General features: G+C 62.9%; 12 protein-coding genes and 1 pseudogene. 7 read left to right on the top strand and 6 right to left on the bottom strand.

Annotated elements, in window-relative coordinates; all coding sequences use genetic code 11:
- Positions 1 to 157 precede the first annotated feature (157 nt).
- From TQ29_RS10510 to TQ29_RS10505, 3 genes are all read left to right on the top strand, one after another.
- On the top strand, positions 158 to 3832 hold the full coding sequence (locus tag TQ29_RS10510; RefSeq protein ID WP_054539117.1) for a vitamin B12-dependent ribonucleotide reductase: 3675 nt from the start codon (positions 158 to 160) through the stop codon (positions 3830 to 3832).
- Positions 3833 to 4050: 218 nt separating this feature from the next.
- On the top strand, positions 4051 to 4371 hold the full coding sequence (locus TQ29_RS20675; protein WP_157445569.1) for a hypothetical protein: 321 nt from the start codon (positions 4051 to 4053) through the stop codon (positions 4369 to 4371).
- Positions 4372 to 4605: 234 nt separating this feature from the next.
- Positions 4606 to 4851, top strand: coding sequence for a hypothetical protein (locus TQ29_RS10505; protein ID WP_054539116.1), 246 nt, complete (start codon positions 4606 to 4608; stop codon positions 4849 to 4851).
- 62 nt (positions 4852 to 4913) lie between these two features.
- Here TQ29_RS10505 and TQ29_RS10500 read toward each other — a convergent pair whose 3' ends face one another.
- Positions 4914 to 5825, bottom strand: coding sequence for a pirin family protein (locus TQ29_RS10500; RefSeq protein WP_054539115.1), 912 nt, complete (start codon positions 5823 to 5825; stop codon positions 4914 to 4916).
- A gap of 96 nt (positions 5826 to 5921) precedes the next feature.
- Positions 5922 to 6437, bottom strand: coding sequence for an RNA polymerase sigma factor (locus TQ29_RS10495; protein WP_054539114.1), 516 nt, complete (start codon positions 6435 to 6437; stop codon positions 5922 to 5924).
- Between the two features lie 257 nt (positions 6438 to 6694).
- On the opposite strand from TQ29_RS10495, the gene TQ29_RS10490 reads away from it, so the two are divergent.
- Entirely contained in the window at positions 6695 to 6946 is a 252-nt protein-coding gene (locus TQ29_RS10490) for an EF-hand domain-containing protein (protein ID WP_037209504.1), read from the top strand.
- A 46-nt stretch (positions 6947 to 6992) separates the two neighbouring features.
- Here TQ29_RS10490 and ilvN read toward each other — a convergent pair whose 3' ends face one another.
- Positions 6993 to 7553, bottom strand: a complete 561-nt coding sequence (gene ilvN, locus TQ29_RS10485) for an acetolactate synthase small subunit (RefSeq protein ID WP_037209507.1) — start codon at positions 7551 to 7553, stop codon at positions 6993 to 6995.
- Positions 7554 to 7566: 13 nt separating this feature from the next.
- Positions 7567 to 9321, bottom strand: coding sequence for an acetolactate synthase 3 large subunit (locus TQ29_RS10480; protein ID WP_054539113.1), 1755 nt, complete (start codon positions 9319 to 9321; stop codon positions 7567 to 7569).
- A gap of 419 nt (positions 9322 to 9740) precedes the next feature.
- Here TQ29_RS10480 and TQ29_RS10475 point away from each other — a divergent pair, with 419 nt between their 5' ends.
- The 3 genes and pseudogenes from TQ29_RS10475 to TQ29_RS10465 all read left to right on the top strand — a co-directional run bounded on the left by TQ29_RS10475 (position 9741) and on the right by TQ29_RS10465 (position 14103).
- Entirely contained in the window at positions 9741 to 10823 is a 1083-nt protein-coding gene (locus TQ29_RS10475; protein ID WP_054539112.1) for a TRAP transporter substrate-binding protein, read from the top strand.
- 104 nt (positions 10824 to 10927) lie between these two features.
- Positions 10928 to 11734 (top strand): annotated as a pseudogene (locus tag TQ29_RS10470) (TRAP transporter small permease subunit); the annotation flags it as partial.
- Between the two features lie 14 nt (positions 11735 to 11748).
- Complete coding sequence (locus TQ29_RS10465; RefSeq protein WP_054539111.1) at positions 11749 to 14103, top strand: TRAP transporter large permease subunit; 2355 nt, start codon at positions 11749 to 11751, stop codon at positions 14101 to 14103.
- 75 nt (positions 14104 to 14178) lie between these two features.
- Here TQ29_RS10465 and TQ29_RS10460 read toward each other — a convergent pair whose 3' ends face one another.
- Both TQ29_RS10460 and TQ29_RS10455 read right to left on the bottom strand, forming a co-directional pair.
- Positions 14179 to 15012 carry an arginyltransferase gene (locus TQ29_RS10460; protein WP_054539110.1) on the bottom strand — a complete coding sequence of 278 codons (834 nt, stop codon included), beginning with the start codon at positions 15010 to 15012 and terminating at the stop codon, positions 14179 to 14181.
- A gap of 69 nt (positions 15013 to 15081) precedes the next feature.
- A complete protein-coding gene (locus tag TQ29_RS10455) occupies positions 15082 to 15531 on the bottom strand; it encodes an RDD family protein (protein WP_054539109.1) in 450 nt (149 codons plus the stop codon).

Raw genomic sequence — 15531 nt, 5'->3', positions numbered from 1 at the left:
TACTCCCCGGATTGGGCGGGGGCCGACGCGGCGAGACGATGCGCCGCGCCGGGCGGGATTTGTCTGCGCGACCGCCGTGGCGATGGATTGGCTTGGGCGCAACGGTTCGCCTGACGCCTGCGGGACGACAAAAAAATGCGACGGGGCAGACCATAAAATGAAAATCGAACGCAATTTCACCAAAACGGATACCGGGGCCTACGGCGAACTGGAGTTTACCAGCACGGTTTCCGAAATCCGCAACCCGGACGGAACCGTCGTGTTCTGCCTGGACAATGTAGAAGTGCCCGCGGGCTGGAGCCAGGTGGCCTCCGACGTGATCGCGCAGAAGTACTTCCGCAAGGCCGGCGTGCCCGCGCGGCTGAAGAAGGTGCGGGAAAAGGACGTGCCGGAATTCCTGTGGCGCTCCGTTCCGGATGAGGCCGCGCTGGCCGACCTGCCCGAAGACGAACGCTTCGGCGGCGAAACCTCGGCCAAGCAGGTGTTCGACCGTCTGGCCGGGGCCTGGGCCTATTGGGGTTGGAAGGGCGGCTATTTCACCACCGAGGCCGACGCCAGTGCCTATTACGACGAGATGCGCTATATGCTGGCCACCCAGCGCGCCGCGCCCAACAGCCCGCAATGGTTCAACACCGGCCTGCACTGGGCCTATGGCATCGACGGGCCGGGGCAGGGCCACTATTACGTGGATTACAAGACCGGCAAGCTGACGCGCTCCAAATCCGCTTATGAGCATCCGCAGCCGCATGCCTGCTTCATCCAGTCGGTCAAGGACGATCTGGTCAGCGATGGCGGCATCATGGATCTGTGGGTGCGCGAGGCGCGGCTGTTCAAATACGGCTCGGGCACCGGCACCAACTTCTCCAGCCTGCGGGCCGAGGGCGAAAAGCTTTCGGGCGGCGGCAAGTCCAGCGGCCTGATGGGGTTCCTGCGGATCGGCGACCGGGCGGCGGGCGCGATCAAGTCGGGCGGCACCACGCGGCGCGCGGCCAAGATGGTGATCTGCGACGCCGACCACCCCGATATCGAGGAATTCATCAACTGGAAGGTCAAGGAAGAGCAGAAGGTCGCCTCTCTCGTGGCCGGCTCCAAGATGCACGAAGAGCATCTGAACAAGATTTTCGCGGCGATCGGCACCTGGGATGGCAAGGCGGAAGATGCCTATGATCCCAAGGTCAACCCGGCGCTGAAGGCGGCCATCCGCTCTGCCAAAAAGATCGCGATCCCCGAGGCTTACGTGAAGCGGGTGCTGGATTACGCGAAGCAGGGCTATGCCAGCATCGAGTTTCCGACCTACGATACCGATTGGGATTCCGAGGCCTACAGCTCCGTCTCCGGCCAGAACTCCAACAACTCCGTCCGGGTGACCGACGCCTTCCTGAAGGCTGTCGAGAACGACGACGACTGGGAACTGATCCGCCGTACCGACGGCAAGGTCTCCAAGACCATCAAGGCCCGCGATCTGTGGGAACAGATCGGCCACGCCGCCTGGTCCTGCGCCGATCCGGGCATCCAGTATCACGACACGGTCAACGCCTGGCACACCTGCCCCGAAGACGGTGCGATCCGCGGCTCCAACCCGTGCTCGGAATACATGTTTCTGGATGATACCGCCTGCAACCTGGCCTCGATGAACCTGCTGACCTTCTACAAGGATGGCGCGTTCCAGGCCGAGGATTACATGCACGCCTCGCGGCTGTGGACCCTGACGCTGGAAATCAGCGTGATGATGGCGCAGTTCCCGTCGAAGGAAATCGCGCAGCTTTCCTATGATTTCCGCACGCTGGGGCTGGGCTATGCCAATATCGGCGGGCTGCTGATGAATATGGGCTATGGCTATGACAGCCCCGAGGGGCGCGCGCTTGGCGGTGCCCTCACCGCGATCATGACCGGCGTCGCCTATGCCACCTCGGCCGAGATCGCCAGCGAGCTGGGCGCATTCCCGGGCCATGCCCGCAACGCCGAGCATATGCTGCGGGTGATCCGCAACCACCGCACCGCAGCCTATGGCAAGACCTCGGGCTACGAGGGGCTGGCGGTAAAGCCGGTGGCGCTGGATCACGCCAACTGCCCCGACGCGCGGCTGGTCGAGTTGGCCAAGAGCGCCTGGGACGAGGCGCTGGCGCTGGGGGAAAAGCACGGCTACCGCAATGCGCAGACCAGCGTCATCGCGCCGACCGGCACCATCGGCCTGGTGATGGATTGCGACACCACCGGCATCGAGCCCGACTTCGCGCTGGTGAAGTTCAAGAAGCTGGCCGGAGGCGGCTATTTCAAGATCATCAACCATTCGGTGCCCGCGGCGCTTGAAAAGCTCGGCTACGGATCGGCCCAGATCGAAGAGATCGTCGGCTATGCCGTCGGCCACGGCTCGCTCGGCAACTGCCCGGCGATCAACACCACCTCGCTGATCGGGCATGGCTTCGGCGCCAATGAACTGGAGAAGATCGAGGCGGCGCTGCCCTCGGCCTTCGACATCCGGTTCGTGTTCAACCAGTGGACCTTGGGCGAGGCGTTCTGCACCGGCACGCTGGGCATTCCCGCCGAAAAGCTCAACGATCCCACCTTCGATCTGCTGCGCCACCTGGGCTTCACCAGGGCCGATATCGAGGCCGCGAATGATCATGTCTGCGGAACCATGACGCTGGAAGGCGCGCCGCATCTGGACCCGGCGCATTACCACATCTTCGATTGCGCCAACCCCTGCGGCAAGAAGGGCAAGCGTTTCCTCTCGGTCGACAGCCACATCCACATGATGGCGGCGGCGCAGAGCTTCATCTCGGGGGCGATCTCCAAGACGATCAACATGCCCAATGACGCCACGATCGAGGATTGTCAGAAAGCCTATGAGCTTTCGTGGTCGCTGGGGGTGAAGGCCAACGCGCTCTATCGCGACGGTTCGAAACTGTCGCAGCCGCTGGCCTCGGCGCTGGTCGAGGATGACGAAGAGGCCGAAGAGGTACTCGCCAACGGTACCGCGCATGAAAAGGCCCAGGTGCTGGCCGAGAAGATCATCGAGAAAGTGGTGATCAAGGAGGTTGCGCGCGGCCGCGAAAAGCTGCCCGAGCGGCGCAAGGGCTATACCCAGAAGGCCATCGTCGGCGGGCACAAGGTTTACCTGCGCACCGGCGAATACAAGGACGGCGCGCTGGGGGAAATCTTCATCGACATGCACAAGGAAGGTGCCGGCTTCCGCGCGATGATGAACAACTTCGCCATCGCCGTGTCGGTCGGTCTGCAATACGGCGTGCCGCTGGAAGAGTTCGTCGATGCCTTCACCTTCACCAAGTTCGAACCGGCGGGCATGGTGCAGGGCAATGACAGCATCAAGAACGCGACCTCGATCCTGGATTACATCTTCCGCGAACTGGCGGTGTCCTACCTCGACCGCACCGATCTGGCCCATGTCAAGCCGGAGGGCGCCAGCTTTGACGATATCGGCCGGGGCGAGGAAGAGGGCGTGTCCAACATCAAGGAGATGTCGGAAAGCGCCGCGTCGAAATCGCTCGAGGTGCTGAAGCAGATCAGTTCCACCGGCTATCTGCGCAAGCGGATGCCGCAGGAACTGGTGGTGCTGCAGGGCGGCGGCATGGGGGCCACCGCGCTGGACAGTTCGGCCGATCCGGTGGCCACGCTGCAGACGCTGGTGCCCGCCGTCGGGCAGACCGCGACGGGGCTGGCCTCCGGCACGGTCAGCATGGACGCGCGGGCCAAGGCAAAGATGCAGGGCTATGAGGGCGACCCCTGCGGCGATTGCGGCAACTACACGCTGGTGCGCAACGGCACCTGCATGAAATGCAACACCTGCGGCGGAACGTCGGGGTGTAGCTGAGGAATTGAGGGTTGGGGATCAGCGTTGGCGCGCTGATCCCCGGCTCTTCCCGCACTAGCCTAGCACGCTGCGGGAGAAACCAGTTTGGCCCTTTTTGGGGCCATGACAAAAGGAAAGACATGGACGGAACTTGGGATCAATAGCGTGCTGACTTACGCACAGGTTTGCCACCAACTAATGCTCGCGACCTGTGGATAACAACAGAAAGCTAAAAATAAATGGTTCACGAATATGAATTAACTCGCCCTGTCCTTGAGGCCTTAAATGAGAGCTTGCTCGGTGAGCTTTCAACCACCGATCTGCGCAGAGAAATTAAGGCGCGGATTGCATTGGATGCATCGGATTATGAGCCTTTGAAAAACCGCCCAGATTGTCGAATTGATCAGGTGGTAAGGAATATCAAAAGCCACAAAAAAGCCCTGGAAACCCTTTTGCCGAGGGTCTCTTGGAGGAGATCCCTCGCGGATTTCGGATCACCAAGTATGGGCGGGCGTTTTTACATAGAAGTTGAGTTCCGGGGCGGGTGCGCTCGCCCCTGACGCAGATCGGGCCGCAGGCAGAAACCGGGCGGTACATAGAATGAGCCTGATCAGCGAAACTGGGGTGCCTTCGGGCGCCCCTTTCTTTTTGTGCGGTGCGGCACTGTACGCGGCCATCCCGCGAATAAGGAATTTTTCCCTGTTGCCGGCGGGCTGCAAGCGCCCGTGCGCGAGCACATATGGCGAGGGACGGCGCCGTGCCGTTTGAAAATCTGAATTCTGGAGTCTTCAGATATGAAACTGAAAATCACGATCCTTACCGCCACGCTGGCGCTTTCCGGGGCGGCCCTCGCGGCCGGCGACTTCGCCGCGTTCGATAGCGATGGCGACGGCAAGCTTTCGATGGAGGAAATGCTGGTCGCTTACCCCGACCTGACCGAAGAGGAGTTTGCCGGGATCGACACGGATGGCGACGGCTTTCTGAACGAGGGCGAGGTTGCCGCCGCCGAAGAGGGTGGCGAGCTGCCGATGTCGGAATGACCGCCCGCCCGTGATCGCGAAACGCCCCGGTCGCAGGATCGGGGCGTCTTGTTTTCAGCCTGTCATTTCTGTGCGCGGATGAAGGTGCCGTTGTTCAGGTCTTCCATTGCCTGGATCAGTTCGGCGCGGGTGTTCATCACGATCGGGCCGTGCCAGGCCACCGGCTCCTGCAGCGGGCGGCCGCTGACCAGCAGAAAGCGGATCCCCTCGGGCCCGGCCTGCACCGTCACCTCATCGCCGCTGTCGAACCGGACGAGCGTGCGGTTGCCGGTTCTGTCGTGGATATTCAGCTCCTCGCCCATGAATTCCTTCTCGACCCGCACGCCCTCGGGGGCCGAGGCATCCCGGAACGAACCCTCGCCGGCGAAGACATAGGCAAAGGTGTTGGCGTAGGTATCGACGGGCAGGCTCTTGCGGGTGTTGGGTGGCACCGACACATCCAGATACATCGGCTCCGCCGCGATTCCGTCGACCGGGCCGGATTTGCCCCAGAACCTGCCGGTGATGATCTTCACCCGCGTTCCGTCATCGTCGATGATCTCGGGGATGTCGCTGCCCTGAATGTCCTGATAGCGCGGCGCGGTCATTTTCAGCCGCGACGGCAGGTTGGCCCAAAGCTGAAAGCCGTGCATCTGCCCGGCCTTGTTTCCCTTGGGCATCTCCTGATGCAGGATGCCCGACCCGGCGGTCATCCATTGCACCGAGCCGGGGCCGAGCAGCCCCCTGTTGCCCAGCGAGTCGCCATGCTCGACCGTGCCTTCCAGAACATAGGTGATGGTTTCGATCCCACGGTGCGGATGCCAGGGGAAACCCTTGGAATAGAGCCGGGGGTCATCGTTGCGGAAATCGTCCAGCAGCAGGAACGGATCACTGTCGGACGGATCGCCGAAGCCGAAGACCCGGTGCAGATGCACGCCCGCGCCTTCGGTCGCCGGGATGGCCCTGGTCTGGGATTTGATCGGGCGGAATGTCATCGTCTTTCTCCTGTCTCTTTGCAGGGAATATGGCGTTTTGCATCCGTCAGCGCGACTGGAGCCGGCAAACACGGTCTGTGCGCGGTTGCAGGGTCGTCAGGCGGCGCGGTCGTCGAACAGGGTGGTGACGGGGGCATTCTCGGGCAGGTCCACCGCCGCGCGCAGCCGGGCGCGGGCGCGCGACAGGCGCGAGGTGACAGTGCCCAGCGGCAGCCCTGTCTGCCGGGCCAGATCGGCATAGTCCGCGCCTGTCGTCGCCAGCAGGCGCAGTAGTTCGGCCTGGGCCGGGGGCAGGGCGGCGATGGCCTGCATCACCTCGCGCAGGGCCAGCCGGCCGGGCGCCTCGGCCGGCTGGGCGGGCAGGGCGGTATCGTCATCCCCCAGGGTCACGTCGCTGTCGCGGTGGCGGGTGCGGCGATGGGCGTTGCGCAGCGTCGTCATCAGATAGGGGCGCAGCGTCTGGATATCCTCGCCCGCCGCGATGCGCGCCCAGACACATAGCAGCGCCTCTTGCGCCAGATCGTCGGCAGTGTCGCGATTGCGTGTCAGAACCCGTGCCAGATGCCGCAGCTCGGGGATCAGCGCGGTAAGGTCATCTCCGGAATCGGTCATCCTTGCCCTCCATTCGCGGATGCCCGCTATTGGGCGCGCAGTGAAACGCATAGGCAAGGCCGGGGGTTTCCGCCGATCGGCCGCACCCGGCCGTTTGGGCGGCTTTCAGCGCGCCGCGCGGGCGGGTTTCGGCGAACCGTCGCGGATGCTGGGGCGCCGCGGCGGGGCAGGGGATGGAAACCGCCGGCACGCGCTCTTGTCTGGTGAGGGCGGCAATCTTGCCGTCGCTCACAACCGAAACTCAGGAGAGTTATGACATGAAACCGATGATCTTGACCGTTGCGGCAACCCTTGGCCTTGCCGGGGCCGCCTTTGCGCAGGCCGATTTCACCAGCATGGACGCAGACAACGACGGGATGCTGTCGATGACCGAAATGCTGGTGGCCCTTCCGACGCTGACGGAAGACGGGTTCGTGGCCATGGATACGGACGAAGACGGAATGATCAGCCAGGAAGAGCTGAGCGCGGCCGAGCAGGCCGGCCTGCTGCCGATGTCGAGCGAAGGCTGACACGGGCAGAATGCGGCGCCCCGGTTCACACCGGGGCGTCGTCGTTTCAGGTGCCGCGCGCCAGCGCCGCGACGCCGGTGCGGGCCACCTCGATCAGGCCCAGCGGCCGCATCAGATCGGCAAAGGCATCGATTTTCTGCGGCATGCCGGTCATTTCGAAGACAAAGCTTTCCAACGTGCTGTCGACCACATTGGCGCGGAAGATCTCGGCCAGACGCAACGCCTCGATCCGTTTGTCGCCTTGACCAGCCACCTTGAACAGCGCCAGTTCGCGTTCCACCGAAGGGCCTTCGACCGTCAGATCATGCACCTCATGCACGGGCACGATGCGGCCAAGCTGTGCCTTGATCTGTTCGATCACCTGCGGCGTGCCCTTGGTGACGATGGTGATGCGCGACAGGTGGCCCAGATGATCGACCTCGGCCACGGTCAGGCTCTCGATGTTATAGCCACGGCCCGAGAACAAGCCGATGACACGGGCCAGCACCCCGGCCTCGTTATCCACGATCACCGCGAGCGTGTGGCTTTCGATCACCTCGGCATTGGGATCGCGCAGATCATATGCGGAGTGTTTCGAAAGACCTTTTTTCAGACGTAGAGCAGACATTTGAAGACCTTTCCTAAACCATCACCGCGCCCTTGGCGCCGATTGCATCCTGCGTGTCGGCACCGCCCAGCAGCATTTCGTTATGGGGCGCGCCCGAGGGGATCATCGGGAAGCAGTTTTCGTGTTTTTCCACCAGACAGTCGAAAATCACCGGCCCGTCATGGTTGATCATCTCCATGATCGCGTCATCCAGATCGGCCGGATCATGGCACTGAATGCCCTTGGCGCCGAAGGCCTCTGCCAGTTTCACGAAATCGGGCAGCGATTCCGACCAGGAATGCGAATAGCGCTCGCCATGCAGCAGCTCTTGCCACTGGCGCACCATGCCCAGCCGTTCGTTGTTCAGGATGAACTGCTTGACCGGCAGGTTGAACTGCATCGCGGTGCCCATTTCCTGCATGTTCATCAGCCACGAGGCTTCGCCCGCCACGTTGATCACCAGCGCGTCGCGATGCGCCATCTGCACCCCGATGGAGGCCGGAAAGCCATAGCCCATCGTGCCCAGCCCGCCCGAGGTCATCCAGCGCTTGGGCGCGTCGAAATGCAGGAACTGCGCCGCCCACATCTGATGCTGGCCGACCTCGGTGGTGATATAGCGGTCGTGATCCTTGGTCAGCGCCTGCAGCCGCTGCAGCGCGTATTGCGGCTTGATGGTCTTGGAAGAGGGGGCATAGGCCAGGCAATCCACCTTCTTCCAATCCTCGATCTTCGCCCACCATTTCGCCAGCCCGTCCCTGTTCACCTTGCGGCCGCGCGATTTCCAGATGCGCAGCAGGTCTTCCAGAACATGGGCAATGTCGCCGAGGATCGGCAGATCCACATGGATCACCTTGTTGATCGACGACGGGTCGATATCGACATGGGCTTTCATCGAGTTGGGGCTGAAATCGGCCAGCCGCCCGGTGATCCGGTCGTCGAACCGGGCGCCCAGGTTGATCATCAGGTCGCAGCCATGCATCGCCAGGTTGGCCTCATAGAGGCCATGCATCCCCAGCATCCCCAGCCATTTGTCGCCCGAGGCCGGATAGGCGCCCAGCCCCATCAGGGTGGAAGTGATGGGAAAGCCCGTCGCCTCGACCAGCTCATGCAGCAACTGGGTGGCCGCGTCGCCCGAATTGATGACGCCGCCGCCAGTATAGAAGATCGGGCGCCTGGCCTGTTCCATCGCTTCGACGAGGCGGGTGATCATCTCGATATCGCCCTTCACCTGCGGCTTGTAATGCCCCATCTCGGAGCGGCGCGGATCGGTATAGCTGCCCGAGGCGAATTGAACATCCTTGGGAATGTCGATCAGAACCGGGCCGGGGCGGCCGGTGGTGGCAACGTGAAACGCCTTGTGGATGGTTTCCGACAGGCGATCAGTGTCTTTCACCAGCCAGTTATGCTTGGTGCAGGGGCGGGTGATGCCCACGGTATCGGCTTCCTGAAAGGCATCGGTGCCGATCATGAAGGTCGGTACCTGGCCGGTCAGAACCACGATCGGGATGGAATCCATCAGTGCGTCGGTCAACCCGGTGACGGCATTGGTGGCGCCCGGGCCCGAGGTCACCAGCACAACGCCGGGCTTGCCGGTCGAGCGTGCGTATCCTTCGGCGGCGTGAACCGCGGCCTGTTCGTGGCGCACCAGAATGTGCCGGATCTCGTTTTGCTGGAAGATCTCGTCATAAATCGGAAGCACGGCGCCGCCGGGGTAGCCAAACACCACCTCGACCCCCTGATCCCTCAGGGCTTCAACCACCATCCTCGCGCCGGTCATCGACTTGGTCATCTCTCTCTCCGTGCTTCGCGTCTGCGCCAACAAAAAAGCCCCCGGTGTGAACGGGGGCGCATGGGGTAACCTTCTGGTGTCCGTTACCGGCCCATGCGCCTTTCTTCTACGAGTACAAGAATGTCAGCCATTCCCGGGGATCCTTCGTTTGCGTGCGCGGGGACATTAGGAGCGGGGCGCAGGGCCGTCAACCGCCAAAATCATGAGTTTTGTGTCGTGTGGCCAGAAAAAACTTTCCAATTATTGCGCACCTGACCGAAAATGCGACATATGCGGATTTTCCAACGGTGAAATGAAAATTTTCCGGGGCGGCATCTAGGTTATGGTTTTTTTTCCCGGAAACTGCAGATAGTTTCGCCGCACCATAAAGTGATCTGCCCGCCATAGGGTGGGCGAAATTTTTCGGGAGGAGAGACCAAATGGATCGTCGTTCTTTTTTGCGCACGTCCGCACTTGGCGGCAGCGCGGCCGCCGCATCGACACTGGCCGCACCGGCCTATGCCCAGGGCAAGCGCACGCTGACCATGGTCACGACCTGGGGCCGCGGCCTGGCCGGCGTGCATGACGCCGCACAGCGCTGCGCCGACACCGTCACCGCGATGAGCGATGGCGCGCTGACGGTCGAAGTCAAGGCGGCGGGTGAGCTTGTGGGCGCCTTCGAGGTGTTCGACGCCGTATCGTCGGGCCAGGCCGACATGTACCACGGGGTGGATTACTATTTCCTTGGCCAGCATCCGGCCTTTTCGTTCTTCTCGGCCATTCCCTTCGGGATGACGGCGCAGGAGCTGAACAACTGGTACTACCATCAGGGCGGCCAGCAGTTGCAGGATCAGCTGACCGAGATCTTCGGCCTCAAGACCTTCCTCGCCGGCAACACCGGCCCGCAATCGGGTGGCTGGTTCCGCAAGGAGATCAACGGCCCCGAGGATTTCCAGGGCCTCAAGTTCCGGATGCCGGGCCAGGGCGGCGAGGTGCTGGCCAAGCTGGGCGCGAGTGTGCAGAACCTGCCGGGCGGCGAAGTGTATCAGGCGCTGGCCTCCGGCGCGATCGACGGCACCGAGTGGATCGGCCCCTGGGCGGATGAAAAGGCCGGCTTCCAGGAGATCACCAAGTTCTATTACACCGCCGGTTTCCACGAGCCGGGGCCGGGTCTTTCGCTGGCCACCAACCGCGAGGTCTACGACTCACTGAGCCCGGCGCTTCAGTCGGTCATCGAAAACGCGGCCATGTCGACCAACGCCTGGAGCCTGTCGCAGTTCATGGCGAACAACGCCTCGGCGCTTCAGCGTCTGCAGGCGGGCGGCGTCAAGGTGCTCGAGTTCCCCGATAGCGTCTGGGATGCCTTCGGAAGCGCCGCGATGGAAGTTGTCGCTGCGAACCTGAACGACGATCTGTACAAGGAAATCCACGACAGCTACATGGCGTCGATGAGGAATTCCTCGCAGTGGATCAGCCGTTCGGAAGGCGCCTATTCCACGCAGCGCAACCGCATTCTGGGTTAAGCCCTGCAGCTTTGAAACGAATGCGCTCTCCGGTCCGGGTCCGGGCCGGGGGGCGCCCTGTGTAACACGCGCCGAAATGCACGGACGGGCAGACGGGGGGCCGCTTGGAGCTATCTGAAAAACAGGCAATCATGCGCATCGTCTACTACGGTGGCTCGGTTGAATTCTTCACGGTCGTCTTCGTGCTGTTTCTGGCGCTGACGGCGCTGGGGCTGTGGCGCCGCACCATCATGTGGGGCACCGTGCGGGTGCTCGAGGGGTTTGCCAACGGGATTGGCCGGTTCTTTGCCTGGGCGGGCCTGCTGATGGTGCTTCAGCAGATCGTCATCGTCTTTCTGCAGCGCATCTTTCGTGTTTCCGAAATCTCTTTCGGCCCGATGGGCATGGCTTTCACCAAGGATCTGTCCTGGTGGTCGGAGGAGCTGAAGCTTTACAACGCTATGATCGTGGCGCTCTGCGTCACCTACACATTCGTGCAGGGCGGGCATGTGCGGGTGGATCTGGTCTATTCCGCCGTCTCCCACCGCACCAAGCGGATCATCGACATGGCCGGCTCGCTGATCTTCATGATGCCGGTGGCGGTGCTGACTTGGATGTATGCCTGGTATTTCCTGTGGCGCCACCTGATCACGCCCAAGCCTTCGGCCTCCGACACGCTGGACAAGCTGATGCTGAAGGCCCGCGCGGTGCGCTGGAACGTCGAGACCATCGGCTTTTCGCCGAGCGGGTTCAACGCCTATTTCGTGTTCAAAATCCTGCTTCTGGCCTATTGCGGGCTGGTGTTCCTGCAGGCCATCGCCTTCTTCTACCGCTCCTATCTGGAACTGGTGGAGGGAGAGCCGAGCGAGGGGAAATACCTCGATAAAGACACCCTCGGCGCGGGTGAAGAAGCCTATGAAGGCACACACTGATAGGGGCGGGATAAATGCTATTCGGACTTGACGGCGTCGAGATCGGCCTGATCATCGTCTTTCTTTGCCTCTTCGGGGCCATTCTTTCGGGCTTTCCGGTGGCCTTCGCCATCGCCGGGGCCGGGGTCATCTCTTTCGCGATCATCGCCGGGCTGGACAGTGCCGGGCTGCTGATCCATCAGGCGGTCGATACCGGATCGGCGGCGTATAACGCGCTGATCGCCAAAGGTTTGCATCCCGATGCCATATCGGTGTTCCGATACCCCGATCTGCCGCGCTATGACACGCCGCTGTTCCCGCAGGGCTGGGAAGTGGCGATGGACCGCAACATCAGCTTTGTCGTCAACCGGATGAACGAACGGGTGCTGGCCGGGCAGGGCATCGAGACGCTGCTGGCGGTGCTGATGTTCGTGATGATGGGCATCACGCTGGAACGCTCAAAGATCGCCAACGAACTGCTGACGACCATGGCGCGCGTGTTTGGCCCGCTGCCGGGCGGGCTGGCGGTTTCGGTGGTGGTGGTGGGCGCGTTCCTCGCGGCCTCTACCGGCATTGTCGGCGCTACCGTGGTGACGATGGGTCTTCTCAGCCTGCCCACCATGCTGCGCAACAAATATTCGCCCGAGCTTGCCACCGGCGTCATCGCCGCGTCGGGCACGCTGGGGCAGATCATTCCGCCCTCGATCGTGATCGTTCTGCTGGGCACGCTGGCGGGCGATCTTTATTCCGCCGCGCAGGAAAACCGGGCGCAGCTTGCCGGCTGTTCCGACGCGCTGACCTATCTGGGCGAAGCGGCGGTGGTCTCTGTGGGCACGCTGTTTCAGGCGGCGATCCTGCCCGGCATCATGCTGGCCTTCCTCTATGGCGCTTTTGCCTTCGTCTATGCGCTCGTGAAGCCCCACAAGGCGCCGCCCGTGGCGTTCGGGGCCCGTTCCGGCGAAGCGGTGACCCGCCGCGAGACACTGACATGGTTCCTGTTCGTTCCGCTTGCGATGATCGGCGGCGCGGTTCTGGCGGGGTATCTGAACATCGCCGGCAGCCAGAGCATCACCGTCGACAGCTATTCCGACAGTTCCCCGGCGGCGGTTCTGCGCACCAACGTGTCGGATCAGTGCCGCGAGTCGATGATCGAACTCCACGGGCAGGAGAAATGGGATCTCGCCGTTGCCCAGCAACAGGCGATCGAGGCCGCGGGCGGCGCCGTCGCCAGCAAGAAGCTGACCGAACAGGAAATCGCCGGCGCGCGCGCCGACAAGATTGCCGCCGCCCCGGTGATTTCAAGCGGCATCCTGACGGCCTTCGTGCTTCTGGCGCTGGTGCTGAGTGCCGCGCGGGGCGTTTCGCCCTCTTCCGATCCGCGGCCGCTGTTGATCGGCGCGGCCGGCGTTGCCCTGGCGCTGGTGGTGGATGCGCTGTTCATCACCCCGCTGAGCTCGCCGGGCCAGACCTATATGCGGCTGGCGATTCCGCTGGCGATGACGCTTTACGGCTGCCGCTATGCCATGGGGCTTTTGGGCCGGAACGAATTGCTGCGGGTGGTGTTTCCGCCGCTGCTTCTGATCGTGGCGGTGCTCGGCTCCATTCTGGGCGGCATCACCAACCCGACCCCGGCCGCCGCGCTCGGCGCGGGCGGCGCGATCATGCTGGCCGCCTTCCGCAAGTTGCAGGAAGAGAACAAGAGCGGCCGGCTCATCCTGTGGGCGGCGCTGGCGATCGTGATCATGATCCTGGCGGGAACGGATTTCGACCTGCGGATCAACCGCGCCGATGTGCCGTTCGAAGACTGGGTGGCCTTCATCATCGCCCAGGGCGCCTATCACTTCGCGATGTTCGGCATTCTCTACGGATGCTGGGTGCTGTGGCGCTCTGCGGTGCTGCCGCCGATCGTGCGCGAGACGGCAAAGGTGACCTCGATGGTCTTCACCATCCTGATCGGCTCGCAGCTGCTGAACCTCGTGGTGATCTCCTTTGGCGGCGAGCATTATATCCAGCAATTCCTGCGCAGCTTCGACAATGAACTGACGGTGTTCCTGATCGTGATGCTGGTGCTGTTCCTGCTGGGCTTCGTGCTCGATTTCCTGGAGATCATCTATATCGTGATCCCGATCGTGGGGCCGGTGATCTATGGCGGCACGTTCGATCCGAAGTGGGTGACGATCATGATCGCGGTCAACCTGCAGACCTCGTTCCTGACGCCGCCCTTCGGTTTCGCGCTGTTCTATCTGCGCGGGGTCGCCCCGGCCGAGGTGTCGACCGGCCAGATCTATCGCGGCATCATACCCTTCGTGCTGATCCAGATGGCGGGGCTGGCGATCCTGTGGTTCTTCCCGGCCATCGTCACCATCGTGCCGAACCTGCTGCCGAACTGACCCAAAGAAAAGCCCGCCCTTTTGGGGCGGGTTTGCATCTTTGCTGTCACGGCTCCGCCATCGCGGGCCCGCTGCTCAGCGGCGGGTCGGGCGACCGTCGGGCAGGGTGATACGCGCCACCTGTTCGGCGATCGGCGCCACCGAAAGCGGATGGGTCTCAGAGCTGTGATCAGCCGGGTCGCCTATATCCTGCCACACCCCGTTCTTGTAGATTTCCAGCGCCGAGAAATTGGCCTTGTAGCCCATCTTCGGGCTGCCCGGCACCCAGTAGCCCAGATAGACATAAGGCAGCCCCGCGGCGCGCGCGATCTCCAGATGGTCGAGGATGACATAGGTGCCAAGGCTGCGCGCCGCCATCTCCGGATCGTAGAAGGAATAGACCATCGACAGCCCGTCTTCCAGCACATCGGTCAGGCAGACGGCCGCCAGCGTGGTGGTTCCGTCCTCCGGGTCGGGGCGGCTGTATTCGACGACGCGGGAGCGGACCGAGGTTTCCTCGACCATCGCGGCGAATTCGAAGATATCCATGTCGGCCATGCCGCCATCGGCATGGCGGTTCTCCAGATAGCGGCGGAACAGGGCGTATTGCGCCTCGGTGGCCCAGGGCGACGTGCGCGCCCGCGTCAGTTCGGCATTGCGCCGCAGCGTCTTGCGCTGGCTGCGGGTCGGGGTGAAATCCTTCACCCGGATGCGGGCCGACAGGCAGGCGTTGCAATCGGCGCAGGAAGGGCGGTAAAGCACGTTCTGCGAGCGGCGGAACCCCTGCTTGCTGAGCGTGTTGTTCAGCTTTTCGGCATGTTCGCCCTGCAGCGCCGTGAACAGCTTACGCTCCATCCGCCCCGCCAGATAAGGGCAGGGTTGCGGAGCCGTCACATAGAACTGGGGCGCGATGGGCAGCGTGTGGCGCATGGGGTCAGCGTTGTTTTCTCGTTACATTCAACGCTAGCAAAGCTATCCGGGCGCGCCAAGGGGTTTAGCTCAGCTCGCGGCGGCGCGGTTGATGGCGGCGGTGCCCAGCAGCAGGTCATGCAACGCCTGCCGGCGCGGGCCGGTCAGCATCAGGATGATCGAGGCCGCCTGCGGCAGCAGGAACGAGAAGAAGACCGAGAACAGCAGCGTGTGCATCGCCGCGGTCACCACATCGAATCGCTGACCATTGGCACGGCGAAATTCGATGGCCACAAGGCGCATGCCCAGGGTGGCCGATCCGCCGGCCAGTGTCACGGTCCGATAGACAAACCCGATGACCGTGGCCAGAAGCGGGAAATAGAACAGCCCGGTAAAGGCGGTGAAGGGCAGCACCAGCACCGTCAGAAGCAGGATCAGCAGGGTGTCGATGACCCATGCGATCAGCCGTTTGACGGGCACATCGGCATAGAAGTCTTCGTGAAGGTCCGGGTCGGGGAGACCCCAGAATATATCGCTCAT

The organism is Actibacterium sp. EMB200-NS6 (assembly GCF_001305615.1).
Classification (GTDB): domain Bacteria; phylum Pseudomonadota; class Alphaproteobacteria; order Rhodobacterales; family Rhodobacteraceae; genus Actibacterium_A; species Actibacterium_A naphthalenivorans.
This window is presented reverse-complemented; position numbering and strand designations above follow the sequence as displayed.

Bases quoted from the DNA above. Each gene is read 5' to 3' on its own strand.
- TQ29_RS10510 (WP_054539117.1), top strand. From the start codon at position 158: ATGAAAATCGAACGCAATTTCACCAAAACGGATACCGGGGCCTACGGC.
- TQ29_RS20675 (WP_157445569.1), top strand. From the start codon at position 4,051: ATGGTTCACGAATATGAATTAACTCGCCCTGTCCTTGAGGCCTTAAAT.
- TQ29_RS10505 (WP_054539116.1), top strand. From the start codon at position 4,606: ATGAAACTGAAAATCACGATCCTTACCGCCACGCTGGCGCTTTCCGGG.
- TQ29_RS10500 (WP_054539115.1), bottom strand. From the start codon at position 5,825: ATGACATTCCGCCCGATCAAATCCCAGACCAGGGCCATCCCGGCGACC.
- TQ29_RS10495 (WP_054539114.1), bottom strand. From the start codon at position 6,437: ATGACCGATTCCGGAGATGACCTTACCGCGCTGATCCCCGAGCTGCGG.
- TQ29_RS10490 (WP_037209504.1), top strand. From the start codon at position 6,695: ATGAAACCGATGATCTTGACCGTTGCGGCAACCCTTGGCCTTGCCGGG.
- ilvN (WP_037209507.1), bottom strand. From the start codon at position 7,553: ATGTCTGCTCTACGTCTGAAAAAAGGTCTTTCGAAACACTCCGCATAT.
- TQ29_RS10480 (WP_054539113.1), bottom strand. From the start codon at position 9,321: ATGACCAAGTCGATGACCGGCGCGAGGATGGTGGTTGAAGCCCTGAGG.
- TQ29_RS10475 (WP_054539112.1), top strand. From the start codon at position 9,741: ATGGATCGTCGTTCTTTTTTGCGCACGTCCGCACTTGGCGGCAGCGCG.
- TQ29_RS10465 (WP_054539111.1), top strand. From the start codon at position 11,749: ATGCTATTCGGACTTGACGGCGTCGAGATCGGCCTGATCATCGTCTTT.
- TQ29_RS10460 (WP_054539110.1), bottom strand. From the start codon at position 15,012: ATGCGCCACACGCTGCCCATCGCGCCCCAGTTCTATGTGACGGCTCCG.
- TQ29_RS10455 (WP_054539109.1), bottom strand. From the start codon at position 15,531: ATGAGCGATATATTCTGGGGTCTCCCCGACCCGGACCTTCACGAAGAC.